This is a genomic window from Streptomyces pallidus (ex Mingjun et al. 2026) (genome assembly GCF_051550185.1).
Taxonomy (GTDB): domain Bacteria; phylum Actinomycetota; class Actinomycetes; order Streptomycetales; family Streptomycetaceae; genus Streptomyces.
Genome location: NZ_CP196181.1, coordinates 684,044 through 704,131 on the forward strand (window position 1 = coordinate 684,044; position 20,088 = coordinate 704,131).

Annotated in this window: 1 protein-coding gene (running past one end of the window); it reads right to left on the bottom strand. The window is 73.9% G+C overall.

All coding sequences use genetic code 11. From position 1 onward, the window contains the following. Positions 1–20,088, bottom strand: the 3' portion of a protein-coding gene (locus tag ACSHWO_RS02950) for a type I polyketide synthase (RefSeq protein WP_438309925.1). It continues 14,457 nt past the right edge of the window; the window shows 20,088 of its 34,545 coding nt (coding positions 14,458–34,545); the start codon falls outside the window, past its right edge; it ends in the stop codon at positions 1–3.

A 20,088-nucleotide genomic window follows, 5' to 3' on the forward strand; every position in this document is an offset into this window, starting at 1 on the left:
TCAGGATTTTCCGAATTCGTTGTTGATGATGTCGAAGAGGTCCTCGGCGGACGCCGATTCGATGGCTGTCTCCTCGTCCTCCAGGGCGGCCCGGGCGGCGCGTTCGGTCCTGTTCCAGTTGGCCAGGAGCGCTTCGAGCCGGGCCGTGACGCGGGCGCGTTCGGCGGCGTCGTCCTCGGGGACCGAAGCGAGCGCGAACTCCAGCTTGTCGATCTCCGCGAGCGCCGGCAGTGCGGGCGCCGTGTCCTCGCCGAGGAGTTCGGCGCGGATGTGCGCCGCCAGGGCGGCGGGGGTCGGGTGGTCGAAGACGAGGCTGGCGGGCAGCCGCAGCCCGGTGGCGGAGCCGAGGCGGGTGCGCAGCTCGACCGCGGTGAGGGAGTCGAAGCCGAGGTCCTTGAAGGCACGGCCCGCCTCGACCGCGGCGGCCCCGTCGTGCCCGAGGACCGCGGCGACGTGCGTACGGACCAGGCCGAGCAGGATCCGTTCGGCCTCGTCGGCGCTCGCGCCGCGCAGTTCGGCGGCCAGCCGGTCCGCGTCCCCCGCGGCGCCGTCGCCGGCTCCGGAGGTGACGGCCTGCTGCTCCGCGTCGAGGACGCGGCGCACCTCGGGGAGGTCGGCGATCAGCGGGCGCGGCCGGGACGCGGTGAACGCGGGGACGAACAGGTCCCAGTCGACGTCGGCGACGGTGACGGTCGTGTCGCCCGCGTCCAGAGCCTGCCGGAGCGCGGCGACGGCCCGTTCGGGCGCCATCACCGGCAGACCGCGCCGGCGCAGCTGCTCGGCCGCCTCGTCGTCCCCGACGAGACCGCCCTCGCCCCACGGCCCCCAGGCCACGGCGGTGGCCGCCAGCCCGCGGTCGCGGCGCTGCTGAGCCAGGGCGTCGAGGTGGGCGTTGGCCGCCGCGTAGGCGGCCTGCCCGCCGCTGCCCCAGATGCCGGCGATGGAGGAGAAGAGGACGAAGGCGTCCAGCTCCGTGTCGCCGAGCAGTTCGTCGAGGAGTTCTGCGCCGGCGACCTTGGCGGCGAGGACCGCGGCCGTCTCCTCCGGTCCGGTCTCGGCGAGCGGGGCGAGCTGGCCGACGCCCGCCGTGTGGAAGACCGCGGTGAGGGCGGGGGTGCCCGTGTCGTCGCGGAGGGCGGCGAGCAGGTCGCTCACGGCCTGCCGGTCGGTCACGTCGCAGGCGACGGCCGTGGCCCGGGCGCCGAGCTGCGCCAGTTCCGCGACCAGGGCCTCGGCACCCGGTGTCTGCGGTCCGCGCCGGCCGGCCAGCACCAGGTGCTCGGCGCCGTGGGCGGCGAGCCAGCGGGCGACGTGCGCGCCGAGCGCGCCCGTGCCGCCGGTGATGAGGACGGTACCGCGGGCCCGCCAGGGCGCACGGACCGCGCCGTTCGCGCCGTCTGCTGCGGCCGGGGCGGCGGCGTGGCCGATGCGGCGGGCGAGGAGCCCGGCGGAGCGTACGGCGATCTGGTCCTCGTGGCCGTGCCCGTACGCCTGCCCGTTCCCGGCGGTGCCGCCGAGTACGGCGAGCAGCCGGTCGAGCGCGCGTCCGTCGACCCGGCCGGGCAGGTCCACGAGGCCGCCCCAGCGCTCGGGGTGCTCCAGGGCGACCACGCGGCCGAAGCCCCACAGTCCGGCCTGTGCGGCGCTACGGACCCGGTCGGCGGGTCCGGTCGCCACGGCACCGGTGGTGACGCACCACAGGGGGGCGTCGACGCCGGCGTCTCCGAGGGCCTGGACCAGCGCCCCGGTGAGCAGCAGGCCGGCGGGCGCCGCGGGGTGCGCCGGGTGCGGTGCCTCGGCGGAGGCCAGCAGGGACAGCACGCCGTCGGCCCGGTTCCCGGCGAGCGCCGTGCGGATCCGTTCGGCGACGATCGCCCGGTCGGTCACGGCGAGGTCGAGGGAGACCTCCCGTACGTCCACGCCCCGGCCCCGCAGCGCGTCCCCGATCCGCGACGGGTCCACGGCTGCGGCCTCGGCCGTGGCGTCGCCGCCGGCGGCGGTGACGAGCAGCCAGGTCCCGGTGGGTCGGGCGGTCACGTCCGGGTCGCCCAGCGGCTTCCAGGTCACCCCGTAGCGCCAGCCGTCGACGACCGACCGCTCGGTGCGCTGCCGCCGCCAGGCGGACAGGGCGGGCAGCAGGGCGCTCAGCGGCTGCTCGGCGTCGATGTCGAGGGTGGCGGCGAGGGCGGTGAGGTCGGCGTTGTCGACGGCCTCCCAGAAGGCCGCGTCCACCGCGCCGCCGTCCGCCGCCGCGGGCGTCGCATCCGAGGTGCGGGGGGCCTCCTCCAGCCAGTACCGCCTGCGCTGGAAGGCGTAGGTGGGCAGGTCCACGCGGCGGACTCCGGTGCCGGAGAAGTGCGCCGACCAGTCGACGGCCACGCCCTGTGCGTGCGCCCGGGCGAGCGCGGTGACCAGGGTCCCGGTCTCGTCGCGGCCCTTGCGGAGCACGGGCACGAAGACGGCCTGCTCCGTGACGCAGTCCTCGGCGAGCGCGGACAGCGTACCGTCCGGGCCGAGCTCGACGTACGTGGTCACGCCCGCGGCTTCGAGGGCGCGGACGCCGTCGAGGAAGCGGACGGCCTCGCGGACGTGCCGGACCCAGAAGTCGGCCGAGGCCATCTCGTCGGTGACGAGGGCGCCGGTCAGGTTCGACACGACGGGGATCCGCGGGGCGGCGAGGGACAGGCCCTCGACCACTTGGCGGAACTCGTCGAGCATGCCGTCCATGTGCGGCGAGTGGAAGGCGTGGCTGACGGTGAGCCGCTTGGTCTTGCGGCCCTGCGCCTCGAAGTGCGCGGCGACCGCGAGGGCCGCGTCCTCGTCACCGGCGACGACGACCGACTGCGGTCCGTTGACCGCGGCGACGCCCACGCCCTCGGTGAGGAGCGGCAGGACCTCGTCCTCCGACGCCTGGACCGCGATCATCACCCCGCCGGCCGGCAGCGCCTGCATCAGCCGGCCACGGGCCGCGACCAGCGTGCACGCGTCGTCCAGGGACAGGACCCCGGCGACGTGGGCGGCGGCGATCTCACCGATGGAGTGACCGGCGAGGAAGTCCGGCCGCAGGCCCCAGCTCTCCACGAGGCGGAACAGGGCCACCTCGACCGCGAACAGCGCGGGTTGCGTGTACTCCGTCCGGTCCAGCACTGCGGCGTCGGAACCGAAGAGGACGTCCTTCAGGGGAAGTTCCAGGTGGGCGTCCATGCGGGCGCAGATCGCGTCGAGCGCGTCCGCGAACGCCGGCTGGGCGTCGTACAGCTCGCGGCCCATGCCGAGGCGCTGGCTGCCCTGCCCGGTGAACAGGAACGCCGAGGCGCCTGCGGACACCCGTCCGCGTACGAGCCCGGCCGCCGGCTCACCGGCCGCCAGGGCCTTGAGCGCGGACAGGAACTCCTCGCGCTCCTCTGCGACCACGACGGCCCGGTGTTCGAGTGCCGACCGGGAGGTGGCCAGGGAGTAGGCCACGTCCGCGGGTTCGAGCGTCTCGTCCGCGGCGATCCGCGCCGCCAGCCGTTCGGCCTGCACCTGCAGGGCGGTGTCGGACTTCGCGGACAGCACCCACGGCAGGGCGCCGGGCCGCTGCTGCGGGAGCTCGGCCGGCGTGACGTCCTCGGCTGCCGGAGCCTGCTCGATGATCGTGTGGGCGTTGGTGCCGCTGAAACCGAACGAGGAGATACCCGCCCGGCGCGGGCGGCCGGTCTCCGGCCACGCCCGCTGCTCGGTGAGGAGCTCGATGTCGCCGGCGGTCCAGTCGACGTGCGGGGTGGGCTCGTCCACGTGCAGGGTCTGCGGAAGCACCCCGTGCTGCATGGCCAGGACCATCTTCATGACGCCGGCGACACCGGCGGCGGCCTGCGTGTGACCGATGTTCGACTTGATCGAACCGAGGTGGAGCGGCTGGTCGGCCGGGCGGGCCTGGCCGTACGTTGCGAGCAGGGCCTGGGCCTCGATCGGGTCGCCCAGCGTCGTGCCGGTGCCGTGCGCCTCGACCGCGTCGACCTCGGCGGGCGACAGCCCGGCGTTCGCGAGGGCGGCGCGGATGACCCGCTGCTGGGAGGGGCCGTTGGGGGCGGTGAGACCGTTGCTGGCTCCGTCCTGGTTGATCGCCGAGCCGCGGACGAGCGCGAGGACCGGGTGGCCGTTGCGCTGGGCGTCGGACAGCCGCTCGACGAGCAGCATGCCCACGCCCTCGCCCCAGCCGGTGCCGTCGGCGCTCGCGGCGAAGGCCTTGATACGGCCGTCGGCAGCCAGGCCGCGCTGGCGGCTGAAGTCGATGTAGGCACCCGGCGACGACATCACGGTCACACCACCGGCCAGGGCGAGCGAGCACTCGCCGCTGCGCAGGGCCTGGATCGCCCAGTGCAGCGCCACCAGCGAGGCCGAGCAGGCGGTGTCGACCGTCACGGCCGGGCCTTCCAGCCCGAAGGCGTAGGAGAGGCGGCCGGAGACGACGCTCGCCGCGTTGCCGGTGCCGAGGAAGCCCTCGATGCCGTCCGGGACGGAGTCGAGCATGGTCCCGTAGTCCTGGCCGTTGGTGCCGACGAACACGCCGGCCTGGCTGCCGCGGACGCTGGTCGGGTCGATACCGGCCCGTTCGAACGCCTCCCACGTGGTCTCCAGCAGCAGCCGCTGCTGCGGGTCCATGGCCAGGGCCTCACGCGGGGAGATCCCGAAGAAGTCGGCGTCGAAGTCCGCGACGTCGTAGACGAAGCCGCCCTCACGGGCGTAGAACGTGCCCTGCTGGTCCGGGTCCGGGCTGTACAGGCGCTCCAGGTCCCAGCCACGGTCGGCCGGGAACTCACCGATGGCATCACCACCGGCGGCAAGCAACTCCCACAGCTCCTCCGGGGTCCGGACGCCGCCCGGGAAGCGGCAGCTCATCGCGACGATCGCGATCGGATCGTCATCGACGGCCACCGCCACCGGACCGGCGATCTCCGCCCGCGTGCCCAGCAGCTCGTCCCGCAGGAACGCCGTCAGCGCGGAAGCGGACGGGTAGTCGAAGATCAGCGTCGCCGGCAGCGTCACACCGGTCGCCGCACCGAGCCGGTTGCGCAGCTCGACCGCCGTCAGCGAATCGAACCCGAGCTCCTTGAAGGCACGATCCGCACCGACCGCCTCCGAACCGTCATGGCCCAGCACCGCGGCCACCTGCGCCCGAACCAGACCGAGCAGCTCCCGCTCCAACTCGACAGCACCGAGACCGGCGAACCGCTCGACCGGGGATCCGCCGACGGCCTCGGTGGGGCCGGCGGGCCCGGCGGGCCGGGTCTCCACCAGTTCGGCGAACAGGGCGCTGGGGCGGACGACGGTGAACGCGGGACCGAAGCGCTCCCAGTCCACGTCGGCGACCAGCAGTGCCGCATCGGCGGGCGACGCGATGGTCTGCCGCAGCACGGCCATGGCCGTCTCCGGCGCCATGGGCGGGAGACCCTCGCGCCGCATCCGTGCGTCCAGCGCCTCGTCGGCGGCCATGCCGCCCTCGGCCCACGGACCCCACGCCAGGGAGGTCGCGGCCAGGCCCGCGGCCCGCCGCTGCTCGGCGAGAGCGTCCAGGTGCGCGTTGGCGGCGGCGTAGTTGGCCTGGCCGGCGGCGCCGGTCATACCGCTCATCGAGGAGAAGAGCACGAAGGCGGACAGCTCGATGCCGAGCTCGACGGTCAGATCGTGCAGGTTGCGGGCCGAGTCGACCTTCGCCCGCAGTACGGTCTCGAACCGCTCGGGCGTCAGCGCGTCCAGGACACCGTCGTCCAGCACACCGGCGGTGTGGACCACCGCGGTCAGGGTCTCGGCCTCGGCGGCCAAGAGGCTGCGGAGTGCATCGCGGTCGGCGGCGTCGCACGCCACGACCGACACCTCCACCCCGAGTTCCGAGAGCTCGGCCGCCAGCTCGGCGGCACCCGGAGCATCCGGGCCCCGGCGGCTGGTCAGCACCAGCCGCTCCGCACCCGCACCGGCCAGCCAGCGCGCCACACGCCCACCGAGGGCCCCCGTACCACCGGTGACGAGCACCGTCCCGGACGGGGCCCAGGAGGCAGAACCCTCGGCACGAGCCGCCCGAACCAAACGGCGTCCGAAGACACCGGAAGAACGGACGGCGACCTGGTCCTCGCCGGTGCTGCCGCCCAGTACGCCCACCAGGCGGGCCATGGCCCGCTCGTCCCACACCTCGGGCAGGTCGACCAGACCACCCCAGCGCTCCGGCAGCTCCAGCGCGGCCACCCGGCCCAGACCCCACACCTGTGCCTGTACGGCCGACACCAGCCGGTCCGAACGACCCACGCTCACCGCACCACGGGTCAGGCACCACACCGGCGCACCCACCCCGGCATCACCCAACGCCTGCACCAACACGGCCGTGGCAACGACCCCGGCGGCCTCGTCCAGCGCCAGCAGCGACACCACACCCGCCACGGACTCCGCGCCGGCCAGCAGCCCGGCCACGGCACCACGATCGGCACCGGCCTCGACGACCACCTCACGGACCTCAGCACCACGCCCGACCAGGGCGTCCACCACGGCGGTGTCGTCCACGCCATCCGCCGGAACCACGACCAGCCAGGAACCGGACAGCCGAGCACCGGAGGTGCTGTCGGTCAGCGGCTTCCACGACACCTGGTAGCGCCAGCGGTCCACCTCGGACCGGGTCCGCAGACCACGGCGCCAGGCCGACAGGGCCGGGAGCGCCGGCAGGACCGTGCTCCGGGTGTTCTCGTCATCCATGTCCAGGGTGGCGGCGAGCGACTGCAGGTCCTCCCGCTCGACGGCGTCCCAGAACTGGGAGTCCAGCTCGTCGGCGGTGCCGGGCCGGGTGCCGCCGCTCGCCATCGGCAGCCAGTAACGCTGCCGCTGGAAGGCGTAGGTGGGCAGCTCCACCTGCCGGGCGCCCGAACCTGCGTAGAAGGAGGTCCAGTTCACCTCGATGCCGCGCGCGTGGACCTGGGCCAGCGAGGCCACGACGGTGTCGGCCTCGGGACGGCCGTTGCGCAGCACCGGTACGAAGGCGGTGCCCTCGCCGGTGACGCACTCCTGGCCCATGGCCGAGAGGACACCGCCCGGACCGAGTTCGAGGTACGTCGTGACGCCCGCGCCCTCCAGGACCCGCATGCCGTCCAGGAAGCGGACGGCCTCACGGACGTGCCGCACCCAGAAGTCCACCGACCCCGTCTCGTCGGAGACAAGGGCACCGGTCAGGTTCGACACGACCGGAATGCGGGGGGCGGCGAACGTCAGCCCCTCAACCACTTGGCGGAAGTCGTCCAGCATGCCGTCCATGTGCGGCGAGTGGAACGCGTGGCTCACCGTCAGCCGCTTGGCCTTACGGCCCTGCGCCTCGAAGGCCTCCGCGATCGCGACGGCCGCGTCCTCGTCACCGGCGACCACGACCGACAGCGGACCGTTGACCGCAGCGATGCTCACGCGATCCGTCAGCAGCGGCAGGACCTCGTCCTCCGACGCCTGGACCGCGATCATCACCCCGCCCGCCGGGAGCGCCTGCATCAGCCGGCCACGGGCCGCGACCAGCGTGCACGCGTCGTCCAGCGAGAAGACACCCGCCACGTGCGCGGCCGCGATCTCACCGATCGAGTGACCGGCGAGGAAGTCCGGCCGCAGCCCCCAGCTCTCCACCAGGCGGAACAGGGCCACCTCGACCGCGAACAGCGCGGGCTGCGTGTACTCCGTCCGGTCCAGGAGCTCCTTGTCCGACCCGAACAGAACGCTCTTCAGTGGCAGTTCGAGCAGCGCATCGAGACGCTCGCACACCGCGTCGAGCACATCCGCGAACACCGGGAAGAAGTCGTACAGCTCACGCCCCATGCCCAGGCGCTGACTGCCCTGCCCGGTGAACAGGAAGGCGACCTTCCCACCCACCGGCGAGCCGGTGACCAGCCCCGCCGCCGAGCCGCCCTCGACCAGCGCCGCCAGGCCGGCCAGCAGGCCCGCACGGTCCGCGGCCACGACCGCGGCCCGGTCCTCGAAGCGGGCCCGGCCGGCCGCCAGCGACCAGGCGATGTCGACGGGACGGGTGTCCGGCGCGGAGAGGACGAAGTCCTGGAGGCGACGGGCCTGCGCGCGCAGCGCATGCTCGCCCTTGCCCGTGAGCACCCAGGGGACGACGGGCGCCGCCTGGTCGGTCTCGGGCGTCGTCGCCGCTTCCAGGGCCGGCGGCTGCTCGATGATCGTGTGCGCGTTGGTGCCGCTGATGCCGAAGGACGAGACGCCGGCCCGGCGCGGACGGCCGGTCTCCGGCCAGTCCCGGGCCTCGGTCAGGAGGCTGACGTCGCCCGCCTCCCAGTCGATGTGGCTCGACGGCGCGTCGACGTGCAGGGTCTGCGGCAGGACGCCGTGCCGCATCGCCATGATCATCTTGATCACGCCGGCGACACCGGCAGCGGCCTGCGTGTGACCGATGTTCGACTTGATGGAACCCAGCAGCAGCGGACGGCCCTCCGGCCGGTCCTGGCCGTAGGTGGCCAGCAGCGCCTGCGCCTCGATCGGGTCACCCAAACGGGTGCCCGTGCCGTGCGCCTCCACCGCGTCCACATCAGCCGTCGACAGACCCGCGGTCGCCAGCGCCTCACGGATCACCCGCTGCTGCGACGGACCGTTCGGCGCCGTCAGACCGTTGCTCGCACCGTCCTGGTTGATCGCGGAACCACGGACCACGGCGAGGATCGGGTGGCCGTTGCGCACGGCGTCCGACTGACGCTCGACGAGCAGCATGCCCGCGCCCTCGGCCCACCCCGTACCGTCCGCGGCCTCCGCGAAGGACTTGCAGCGGCCGTCGGCCGAGAGCCCGCGCTGACGGCTGAAGTCGACGAACGTCTCGGGCGTCGCCATGATCGCGACACCGCCCGCCAGGGCCATGTCGCACTCGCCGTTGCGCAGCGCCTGGATCGCCCAGTGCAGCGCGACGAGCGACGACGAGCACGCCGTGTCGACCGTGACCGCCGGGCCCTCCAGCCCGAAGGCGTACGAGACGCGGCCGGAGGCGATGCTGCCGGAGTTGCCGGTACCGAGGTAGCCCTCGACGCCCTCGGGCAGTTCCTCGCCGTTTCCGTAGCCGGTCGCGTAGTCGTGGTACATGACGCCGGCGAAGACGCCGGTTCGGCTGCCGCGCATCGACGTCGGGTCGATGCCGGCCCGCTCGAACGCCTCCCACGAGGTCTCCAACAGCAGGCGCTGCTGCGGGTCCATCGCGAGGGCCTCGCGCGGGGAGATCCCGAAGAACGCCGGGTCGAACTCGGCCGCGTCCAGCAGGAATCCGCCCTCACGGGTGTAGGAGGTCCCCACGTGGTCCGGATCCGGGTGGTAGAGGGCCTCCACGTCCCAGCCGCGGTCTGCGGGGAACGCGGTGATGCCGTCGCCGCCCGTCACGACGAGCTGCCACAGGTCCTCGGGCGTCCGGACCCCGCCGGGGAAGCGGCAGCCCATGCCGACGATCACGATCGGGTCGTCGGCGAGGCCCGCGGCGGTCGCCACCGGCGTCCGCGCACCGGGCGCCGTACCCGCGTGGTCACCGGACCCCCCGTCCACTCCGAGCTCGGCCAGCAGGTGCCGGGCCAGCGCGGTCGGGGTCGGGTAGTCGAAGATCAGGGTCGGGGGCAGGCGCAGGCCCGTCTCCGCCTTGAGGACGTTGCGCAGTTCGACCGCGGTGAGGGAGTCGAAGCCGAGGTCCCGGAAGGCGCGCTCCGCGTCGATGGCGTCGGCACCGGAGTGACCGAGCACCGCCGCGACCCGGCCGCACACCAGGTCCAGCAGCACCCCCTCCTGCTCGGCGACCGGCAGACCCGTGAGGCGGGCGACCAACGGCGAACCGGCATCCGCGCCGCCGCCGCTGCGCCGTTCGACGGTCCGGCGCGCCGGGACGCGTACGAGGGCCCGCAGCAGCGCCGGGGTGGAGCCCGCGGCCGCGGCCTGGGCGCGCAGCACGGCGACGTCGAGGTGCATCGGCAGCAGCACCGCCGCATCCACCGTCATCGCCGTGTCGAAGAGCGCCAGGCCCTCGTCGGCGGCGAGAGCAGCCACGCCGTCCCGGGCGATACGGCGCAGGTCGACCTCGTCGAGCTGCCCCGCCATGCCGCCGCCGTCGGCGGCGTTGCCGGCCTGCGGGGCCCACAGGCCCCAGGCGAGCGAGGTCGCGGGCAGGCCTTCGGCACGCCGCTGCTCGGCCAGGCCCTCCAGGAACGCGTTCGCCGCCGCGTAGTTCGCCTGACCGGCGGCGCCGAAGGTGGCGGCGGCTCCGGAGAAGAGGACGAACGCCGACAGGTCGAGCTCACGGGTCAGTTCGTGGAGGTTCCAGGCGGCGTCCACCTTCGGACGCAGCACGGTCGCCACCCGCTCCGGGGTCAGCGACGCCAGGATGCCGTCGTCCAGGACGCCCGCCGTGTGGACCACGGCGGTCAACGGGTGCTCGGCCGGCACGGACGCCAGCAGCCCGGCCAGCGCCTCCCGGTCCGACACGTCACACGCGACGAGCTCGACGTGCGCACCCAACTGCTCCAGCTCCGCGACCAGCTCGACGGCACCAGCCGCGCCCGTACCGCGCCGACTGGTGAGCAGCAGCCGCTGCACCCCGTACGCCGTCACCAGGTGCCGGGCGAACAACCGGCCCAGACCACCCGTCGCACCCGTGACCAGCACGGTCCCGGACGCATCCCCCAGCACCACGGCCGAGGACCCGGCGGCGCTGTCCGAGGACGGCACGCGGACCAGGCGCGGGGCGGTGACGACACCGCCGCGGACGGCGAGCTCCGGCTCCCCGGACGCCAGCGCAGCGGGAACCGCCGCGGCAGCCCGCGACGCCTGAGACGCCTGCTCCGGGTCCAGGTCGATCATGACGAGCTGGCCGGGGTTCTCCGACTGAGCGGAGCGCAGCAGGCCGCGCACCGCACTGCCCGCCAGGTCCTGCACCCCCGCGCCGGCCTCGACGGCCACCGCACCCGACGTCAGCCACACCAGGGGCGTGGCCGCGAACCGCTCGTCGGCCAGCCACTCCTGCACCGTCGCCAGCGCCTGGTTCACCGCGTCGCGGACGCGGCCGACCATGCCCTGGTCCTCGGGCCGCTCGATGGCCGCCGGGAGGACGAACACCGCGTCCGGAGCCGGTTCGCCGGCGGCGAGTGCCGAGCCGAGGGCACCGGCGTCGGCGTACTCGATGACCTGGGCCCCCGTACCGGCCAGGCCGATCTCGTCGCGGCCGAGCACGGCCCACCGGAGGTCGGCGGCCGCCGGGGCGGCCGCGGCGGGCAAGGTCGCCCACTCCACGCGGAACAGCGAGTCGAGGTGGCCGGCACCGGCCCCCTGGACCTGGGCGGCGGAGGCCGGGCGGAGCATCAGCGACTCGACGGCCGCCACGGGGCGTCCGGTCTCGTCGGCGACAAGCAGGGCCAGCGTGTGCGGCTCGTCGGCCGAGGCCGGGGTCAGGCGCATCCGGAGGGCGGAGGCGCCCACCGCGTAGAGGGAGACGCCGGCCCAGGAGAAGGGCAGCATGGCGCCAGGACCGTCCTGGTCCGTGTGCTCGCCGTGTCCGATGGCGTGCAGGCCGGCATCGAGCAGGGCCGGGTGCAGTCCGAACCGGGCCGCGTCACCGCGGCCGTCCTCCGGGAGCACGACCTCGGTGAACAGCTCGTTGCCTCGGCGCCAGGCCGCCTTCAGGCCCTGGAACAGCGGCCCGTAGGCCATGCCGTCGCCGGCGAGCTCCTGGTACAGCCCGTCGATGTCGACCGGCAGGGCGCCGGCAGGCGGCCAGGCGGCCAGCTCGCCGAACTCCTGCTCGGACCCGGGCCGCGCGCCGACGGCGAGGGCACCGGACCCGTGGCGGGTCCACGGCTCCTCGGCCAGCGCGTCCTGGCGGCGCGAGTACACCGCGAAAGGCCGTCGGCCCGCGCCGTCCGCCGCCTCGACGACGAGCTGGAGCTGTACGCCGCCGCGCTCGGGCAGGACGAGCGGCGCCTCCAGCGTCAACTCCTCCACCACGTCGCAGCCGACCTGGTCACCGGCGCGCACGGCGAGGTCCACGAAGGCCGTGCCCGGCAGCAGGGCGGAACCGTGGATGGTGTGGTCGACCAGCCAGGGGTGCGTGTCGAGCGACAGCCGGCCGGCGAGCAGCACACCGTCCGAGTCGGCCAGAGCCACCGCGGCACCGAGCAGCGGGTGCCCGGCATCCCCGAGACCGATCGACTCCGGGTCCCCGGCGACGAACGCCGCCGCACTCGGCCAGAACCGCTGCCGCTGGAACGCGTACGTCGGCAGGTCCACCCGGCGGGCACCCGTGCCCGCGAAGAACGCCTCCCAGTCGACGGCCACACCGTGGACGTGGGACTGCGCGAGAGCGGTGACAAGGGTCTCGCTCTCTTCACGGTCCTTGCGGAGGGCGGGCACGAAGAGCGTGCCGTCGGTGTCACCGGTCGTGCAACCCTGCGCCAGCGCGGACAGGGTCCCGTCCGGGCCGAGCTCGATGTAGGCCGTCACACCGGCGGCTTCCAGGACGCGGACGCCGTCCAGGAACCGCACGGCCTCGCGGACGTGCCGGACCCAGAAGTCGGCCGACCCCATCTCGTCGGAGACGAGTGCACCGGTCAGGCAGGACACGACCGGGATCCGCGGGGCGGCGAAGGAAAGACCCGCCACCACCTGACGGAAGTCGTCCAGCATGCCGTCCATGTGCGGCGAGTGGAACGCGTGACTGACCGTCAGCCGCTTGGTCTTCCGGTCCCGGTCCCGGAAGTGCTCGGCGATCGCTTCGGCCGCGTCCTCGTCACCGGCGACCACGACCGACAGCGGGCCGTTGACCGCAGCGATGCTCACGCCCTCGGTGAGCAGCGGGAGAACCTCGTCCTCCGACGCCTGGACCGCGATCATCACCCCGCCGGCGGGCAGTTCCTGCATCAGCCGGCCGCGGGCCGCGACCAGCGTGCACGCGTCGTCCAGGGAGAACACCCCCGCGACGTGGGCGGCGGCGATCTCACCGATGGAGTGACCGGCCACGAAGTCCGGCTTCACACCCCAGGACTCGACCAGCCGGAACAGGGCCACCTCGACCGCGAACAGCGCCGGCTGGGTGTACTCCGTCCGGTCCAGCAGGCCCGCGTCCGACCCGAACAGCACGTCCTTCAGGGGCAGTTCCAGGTGTGCGTCCATGCGGGCGCAGATCGCGTCGAGCGCGTCCGCGAACGCCGGCTGGGCGTCGTACAGCCCACGCCCCATGCCGAGGCGCTGGCTGCCCTGGCCCGTGAAGAGGAAGGCCGAGGCTCCGCCGCTGGTCACGGTTCCCCGCACCACGCCAGCGGTCTGCTCACCGGCAGCGACGGCGGTGAGAGCGGCCAGGAACGCGTCCCGCTCCCCCGCGACGACGACGGCACGCCGGTCGAGTGCCGACCGGGAGGTGGCCAGGGAGTAGGCCACGTCCGCGGGTTCGAGCGTCTCGTCCGCGGCGATCCGCGCCGCCAGCTGCTCGGCCTGCGCTTGCAGGGCGGTGTCGGACTTCGCGGACAGCACCCACGGCAGGGCGCCGGGCCGCTGCTGCGGGAGCTCGGTCGGCGTGACGTCGTCGGCTGCCGGAGCCTGCTCGATGATCGTGTGGGCGTTGGTGCCGCTGAAACCGAACGAGGAGATACCGGCACGGCGCGGGCGGCCGGTCTCCGGCCACGCCCGCTGCTCGGTGAGCAGCTCGATGTCGCCGGCGGTCCAGTCGACGTGCGGGGTGGGCTCGTCCACGTGCAGGGTCTGCGGAAGCACCCCGTGCTGCATGGCCAGGACCATCTTCATGACGCCGGCCACACCGGCGGCGGCCTGCGTGTGCCCGATGTTCGACTTGATGGAACCGAGCAGCAGCGGCTGGTCGGCCGGGCGGGCCTGACCATAGGTTGCAAGCAGGGCCTGGGCCTCGATCGGGTCGCCCAGGCGGGTGCCCGTGCCGTGTGCCTCGACCGCGTCGACGTCCGTGGCCGACAGGCCGGCGCTTGCGAGAGCGGCGCGGATGACCCGCTGCTGGGAGGGGCCGTTGGGGGCGGTGAGGCCGTTGCTGGCGCCGTCCTGGTTGATCGCCGAGCCGCGGATCACCGCCAGCACGGGGTGACCGTTGCGCCGGGCGTCGGACAGCCGCTCGACGAGCAGCATGCCCACGCCCTCGCCCCAGCCGGTGCCGTCGGCGCTCGCGGCGAAGGCCTTGATACGACCGTCGGCGGCGAGGCCGCGCTGGCGGCTGAAGTCGATGTACGCACCCGGCGACGACATCACGGTCACACCACCGGCCAGGGCGAGCGAGCACTCGCCGCTGCGCAGGGCCTGGATCGCCCAGTGCAGCGCCACCAGCGAGGCCGAGCAGGCGGTGTCGACCGTCACGGCCGGACCCTCCAGCCCGAACGCGTACGAGAGTCGGCCGGAGACGACGCTCGCCGCGTTGCCGGTGCCGAGGAAGCCCTCGATGCCGTCCGGAATGACCTGGAAGGACGAGTCGTAGTCCTGGCCGTTGGTGCCGACGAACACGCCGGCCTGGCTGCCGCGGACGCTGGTCGGGTCGATACCGGCCCGTTCGAACGCCTCCCACGTGGTCTCCAGCAGCAGACGCTGCTGCGGGTCCATGGCGAGGGCCTCGCGCGGGGAGATCCCGAAGAAGTCGGCGTCGAAGTCCGCGACGTCGTAGACGAAGCCGCCCTCACGGGCGTAGAACGTGCCCTGCTGGTCCGGGTCCGGGCTGTACAGGCGCTCCAGGTCCCAGCCCCGGTCGGCCGGGAACTCACCGATGGCATCACCACCGGCGGCAAGCAACTGCCACAGGTCCTCCGGGGTCCGGACGCCGCCCGGGAAGCGGCAGCTCATCGCGACGATCGCGATCGGATCGTCATCGACGGCCACCGCCACCGGACCGGCGATCTCCGCCCGCGTGCCCAGCAGCTCGTCCCGCAGGAACGCCGTCAGCGCGGAAGCGGACGGGTAGTCGAAGATCAGCGTCGCCGGCAGCGTCACACCGGTCGCCGCACCGAGCCGGTTGCGGAGCTCGACCGCCGTCAGCGAATCGAACCCGAGCTCCTTGAAGGCACGGTCCGCACCGACCGCCTCCGAACCGTCATGGCCCAGCACCGCGGCCACCTGCGCCCGAACCAGACCGAGCAGCTCCCGCTCCAACTCAGGAGCACCGAGACCGGCGAACCGCTCGACCCCGGTACCGGTGCCGGCCTCGGCACGGGCAGCAGGTCCAGCGGCCGGCGTGGCCGTCAGCTCGCCGAGGAGGGTGCTGGGGCGGACGGCCGTGAACGCGGGACCGAAGCGCTCCCAGTCCACGTCGGCGACCAGCAGTGCCGCATCGGACGATGCCGCGGCACTCTGCTGGAGGACCGCCAGCGCGGTGTCCGGCGTCATCGGCGGAAGACCCTCGCGCCGCAGGCGCGCTTCCAGCGCCTCGTCGGCGGCCATGCCGCCCTCGGCCCACGGACCCCACGCCAGGGAGGTCGCGGCCAGGCCCGCGGCCCGCCGCTGCTCGGCGAGGGCGTCCAGGTGCGCGTTGGCGGCGGCGTAGTTGGCCTGGCCCGGTGCACCGATCATGCCGCTCATCGAGGAGAAGAGCACGAAGGCGGAGAGCTCGATGCCGAGCTCGACGGTCAGATCGTGCAGGTTGCGGGCCGAGTCGACCTTCGCCCGCAGTACGGTCTCGAACCGCTCGGGCGTCAGCGCGTCCAGGACACCGTCGTCCAGCACACCGGCGGTGTGGACGACCGCCGTCAGCGTCTCGGCCTCGGCCGCCAGCAGCGAACGGAGTGCATCCCGGTCGGCGGCGTCGCACGCCACCACCGACACCTCCACCCCGAGTTCCGAGAGCTCGGCCGCCAGCTCGGCGGCGCCCGGAGCATCCGGGCCCCGGCGGCTGGTCAGCACCAGCCGCTCCGCACCCGCACCGGCCAGCCAGCGCGCCACCCGCTGGCCGAGCGCGCCCGTACCACCGGTGACGAGCACCGTCCCGGACGGCTCCCACGAGCCCGTGTTGCCACCGGCAGCGCGGACCAGGCGGCGCCCGAAGACACCGGACGACCGGACCGCTACCTGGTCCTCACCGGCCGCACCGCCGGCGAGCACGCCGACCAGCCGGCCCATCGCCCGCTCGTCCCACACCTCGGGCAGGTCGACCAGACCACCCCAACGCTCCGGCAGCTCCAGCGCGGCGACCCGGCCCAGACCCCACGTCTGGGCCTGAACCGCCGACACCAGCCGGTCCGAACGACCCACGCTCACCGCACCACGGGTCAGGCACCACAACGGCGCACCCACCCCGGCATCACCCAACGCCTGCACCAGCACGGCCGTCGCCACCACACCGGCCGCCTCGTCCAGCGCCAGCAGCGACACCACACCCGCCACGGACTCGACCCCGGCCAGCAGCCCGGCCAGCGCGGCCCGGTCCGCACCGGCCTCGACGACGACCTGCCGGACCTCGGCACCACGCCCGGCGAGGGCGCCCACCACGGCGTCGTCCATGCCTGCGGCAGCAGGCGTCACGACCAGCCAGGACCCGGACAGCCGATGGCCGGAGGCCACGTCCGTCAGCGGCTTCCACGACACCTGGTAGCGCCGGCGGTCCACCTCGGACTGCGTCCGCAGGCCGCGGCGCCAGGCAGACAAGGCCGGGAGCACCAGGCCCCAGGCGCTCTCGTCGTTTACGTCCAGCGTGCCGGCGAGCGACTCCAGGTCCTCGCGCTCGACCGCGTCCCAGAAGCGGGCGTCGACGTCATGGCCGGCACCGTTGCGGGCAGCTCCCGTCAGCTGCAGCCAGTAGCGCTGCCGCTGGAAGGCGTACGTCGGCAGCTCGACCCGCCGGGCACCGGAACCGGCGTAGAACGCCTGCCAGTTCACGTCCAGGCCACGCAGATGGGCCTGAGTCAGCGATGCGACCGCCGTCTCGGCCTCGGAGCGGCCGTTGCGCAGCACCGGTACGAAGGCGGTGCCCTCGCCGGTGACGCACTCCTGGCCCATGGCCGAGAGGACACCGCCCGGACCGAGTTCGAGGTACGTCGTGACGCCCGCGCCCTCCAGGACCCGCATGCCGTCCAGGAAGCGGACGGCCTCACGGACGTGCCGCACCCAGAACTCCGCCGATCCCATCTCGTCGGAGACGAGTGCACCGGTCAGGTTCGACACGACCGGGATCCGCGGGGCGGAGAAGGAAAGACCCGCCACCACCTGGCGGAAGTCGTCCAGCATGCCGTCCATGTGCGGCGAGTGGAACGCGTGGCTCACCGTCAGCCGCTTGGCCTTACGGCCCTGCGCCTCGAAGGCCTCCGCGATCGCGACGGCCGCGTCCTCGTCACCCGCGACCACGACCGACAGCGGACCGTTGACCGCAGCGATGCTCACGCGATCCGTCAGCAGCGGCAGGACCTCGTCCTCCGACGCCTGGACGGCGATCATCACCCCGCCGGCCGGGAGCGCCTGCATCAGCCGGCCGCGGGCCGCGACCAGCGTGCACGCGTCGTCCAGCGAGAAGACACCCGCCACGTGAGCGGCGGCGATCTCACCGATCGAGTGACCGGCGAGGAAGTCCGGCCGCAGCCCCCAGCTCTCCACCAGGCGGAACAGGGCCACCTCGACCGCGAACAGCGCGGGCTGCGTGTACTCCGTCCGGTCCAGGAGCTCCTTGTCCGACCCGAACAGAACGTCCTTCAGTGGCAGTTCGAGCCGCGCATCGAGACGCTCGCACACCGCGTCGAGCGCATCCGCGAACACCGGGAAGAAGTCGTACAGCTCACGCCCCATGCCCAGGCGCTGACTGCCCTGCCCGGTGAACAGGAAGGCGACCTTCCCACCCACCGGCGAGCCGGTGACCAGCCCCGCCGCCGAGCCGCCCTCGACCAGCGCCGCCAGGCCGGCCAGCAGGCCTTCACGGTCCGCGGCGACGACCGCGGCCCGGTCCTCGAACTGCGCGCGGCCCGCCGTCAGCGACCATGCGACGTCGACCGGGTGCAGCGCGTCGGGAGTGGAGAGCACGAAGTCCCGGAGCTGACGTGCCTGCGCACGAAGGGCCTCGTCGCCCTTCGCCGAGAGCACCCACGGGAGGACCGGCAGCGCCGTGTCCGTCGCGGGGAGCTCCACCGGTGCTGCGGTCGGCGGCTGCTCGATGATCGTGTGCGCGTTGGTGCCGCTGATGCCGAAGGACGAGACGCCGGCCCGGCGCGGACGGCCGGTCTCCGGCCAGTCCCGGGCCTCGGTCAGGAGGCTGACGTCGCCCGCCTCCCAGTCGATGTGGCTCGACGGCGCGTCGACGTGCAGGGTCTGCGGCAGGACGCCGTGCCGCATCGCCATGATCATCTTGATCACGCCGGCGACACCGGCAGCGGCCTGCGTGTGACCGATGTTCGACTTGATGGAACCCAGCAGCAGCGGACGGCCCTCCGGCCGGTCCTGGCCGTAGGTGGCCAGCAGCGCCTGCGCCTCGATCGGGTCACCCAAACGGGTGCCCGTGCCGTGCGCCTCCACCGCGTCCACATCGGCCGTCGACAGACCCGCGGTCGCCAGCGCCTCACGGATCACCCGCTGCTGCGACGGACCGTTCGGAGCCGTCAGACCGTTGCTCGCACCGTCCTGGTTGATCGCGGAACCACGGACCACGGCGAGGATCGGGTGGCCGTTGCGCACGGCGGCCGACTGACGCTCGACGAGCAGCATGCCCGCGCCCTCGGCCCACCCCGTACCGTCCGCGCCCTCGGCGAAGGACTTGCAGCGGCCGTCCACGGCGAGCCCGCGCTGACGGCTGAAGTCGATGAAGGTCTCCGGGGTCGCCATGATCGCGACACCGCCGGCGAGCGCCATGTCGCACTCGCCGTTGCGCAGCGCCTGGATCGCCCAGTGCAGCGCGACGAGCGACGACGAGCACGCCGTGTCGACCGTGACCGCCGGGCCTTCCAGCCCGAAGGTGTAGGCGATCCGGCCGGAGGCGATGCTGCCCGCGTTGCCGGTGCCGAGGTAGCCCTCGACGCCCTCGGGCAGTTCCTCACCGGATCCTGCGCCGTCGCCGATGCCGATGCCCGACACGTAGTCGTGGTACATGACGCCGGCGAAAACGCCCGTACGCGTGCCCCGCACGGCCGTCGGGTCGATGCCGGCCCGCTCGAACGCCTCCCACGAGGTCTCCAGCAGCAGGCGCTGCTGCGGGTCCATGGCGAGGGCCTCGCGCGGGGAGATCCCGAAGAAGCCGGGGTCGAACTCGGCCGCGTCGAGCAGGAATCCGCCCTCACGGGTGTAGGAGGTCCCCACGTGGTCCGGGTCCGGGTGGTAGAGGGCCTCCGCGTTCCAGCCGCGGTCGGTCGGGAAGGGGGTGATGCCGTCGCCGCCGGTGGCGACGAGCTGCCACAGGTCCTCGGGGGTCCGGATGCCGCCGGGGAAGCGGCAGCCCATGCCGACGATCACGATCGGGTCGTCGGTGGGGGCGGTGGTCGGCCGTACGGGCGCCGTCAGCTGCCCGTGCGCGCCGTCCCGGCCGTGCAGACCGGCGCTCAGCGCGAGCTCGGCCAGCAGGTGCCGGGCCAGCGCGGTCGGGGTCGGGTAGTCGAAGATCAGGGTCGGGGGCAGGCGCAGGCCCGTCTCCGCCTTGAGGACGTTGCGCAGTTCGACCGCGGTGAGGGAGTCGAAGCCGAGGTCCCGGAAGGCGCGCTCCGCGTCGATGGCGTCGGCACCGGAGTGACCGAGCACCGCCGCGACCCGGCCGCACACCAGGTCCAGCAGCACCCCCTCCTGCTCGGCGACCGGCAGACCCGTGAGGCGGGCGACCAACGGCGAACCGGCATCCGCGCCGCCGCCGCTGCGCCGTTCGACGGTCCGGCGCGCCGGGACGCGTACGAGGGCCCGCAGCAGCGCCGGGGTGGAGCCCGCGGCCGCGGCCTGGGCGCGCAGCACGGCGACGTCGAGGTGCATCGGCAGCAGCACCGCCGCATCCACCGTCATCGCCGTGTCGAAGAGCGCCAGGCCCTCGTCGGCGGCGAGAGCAGCCACGCCGTCCCGGGCGATACGGCGCAGGTCGACCTCGTCGAGCTGCCCCGCCATGCCCCCGTCGACGCCCGCCTGCGGGGCCCACAGGCCCCAGGCGAGCGAGGTCGCGGG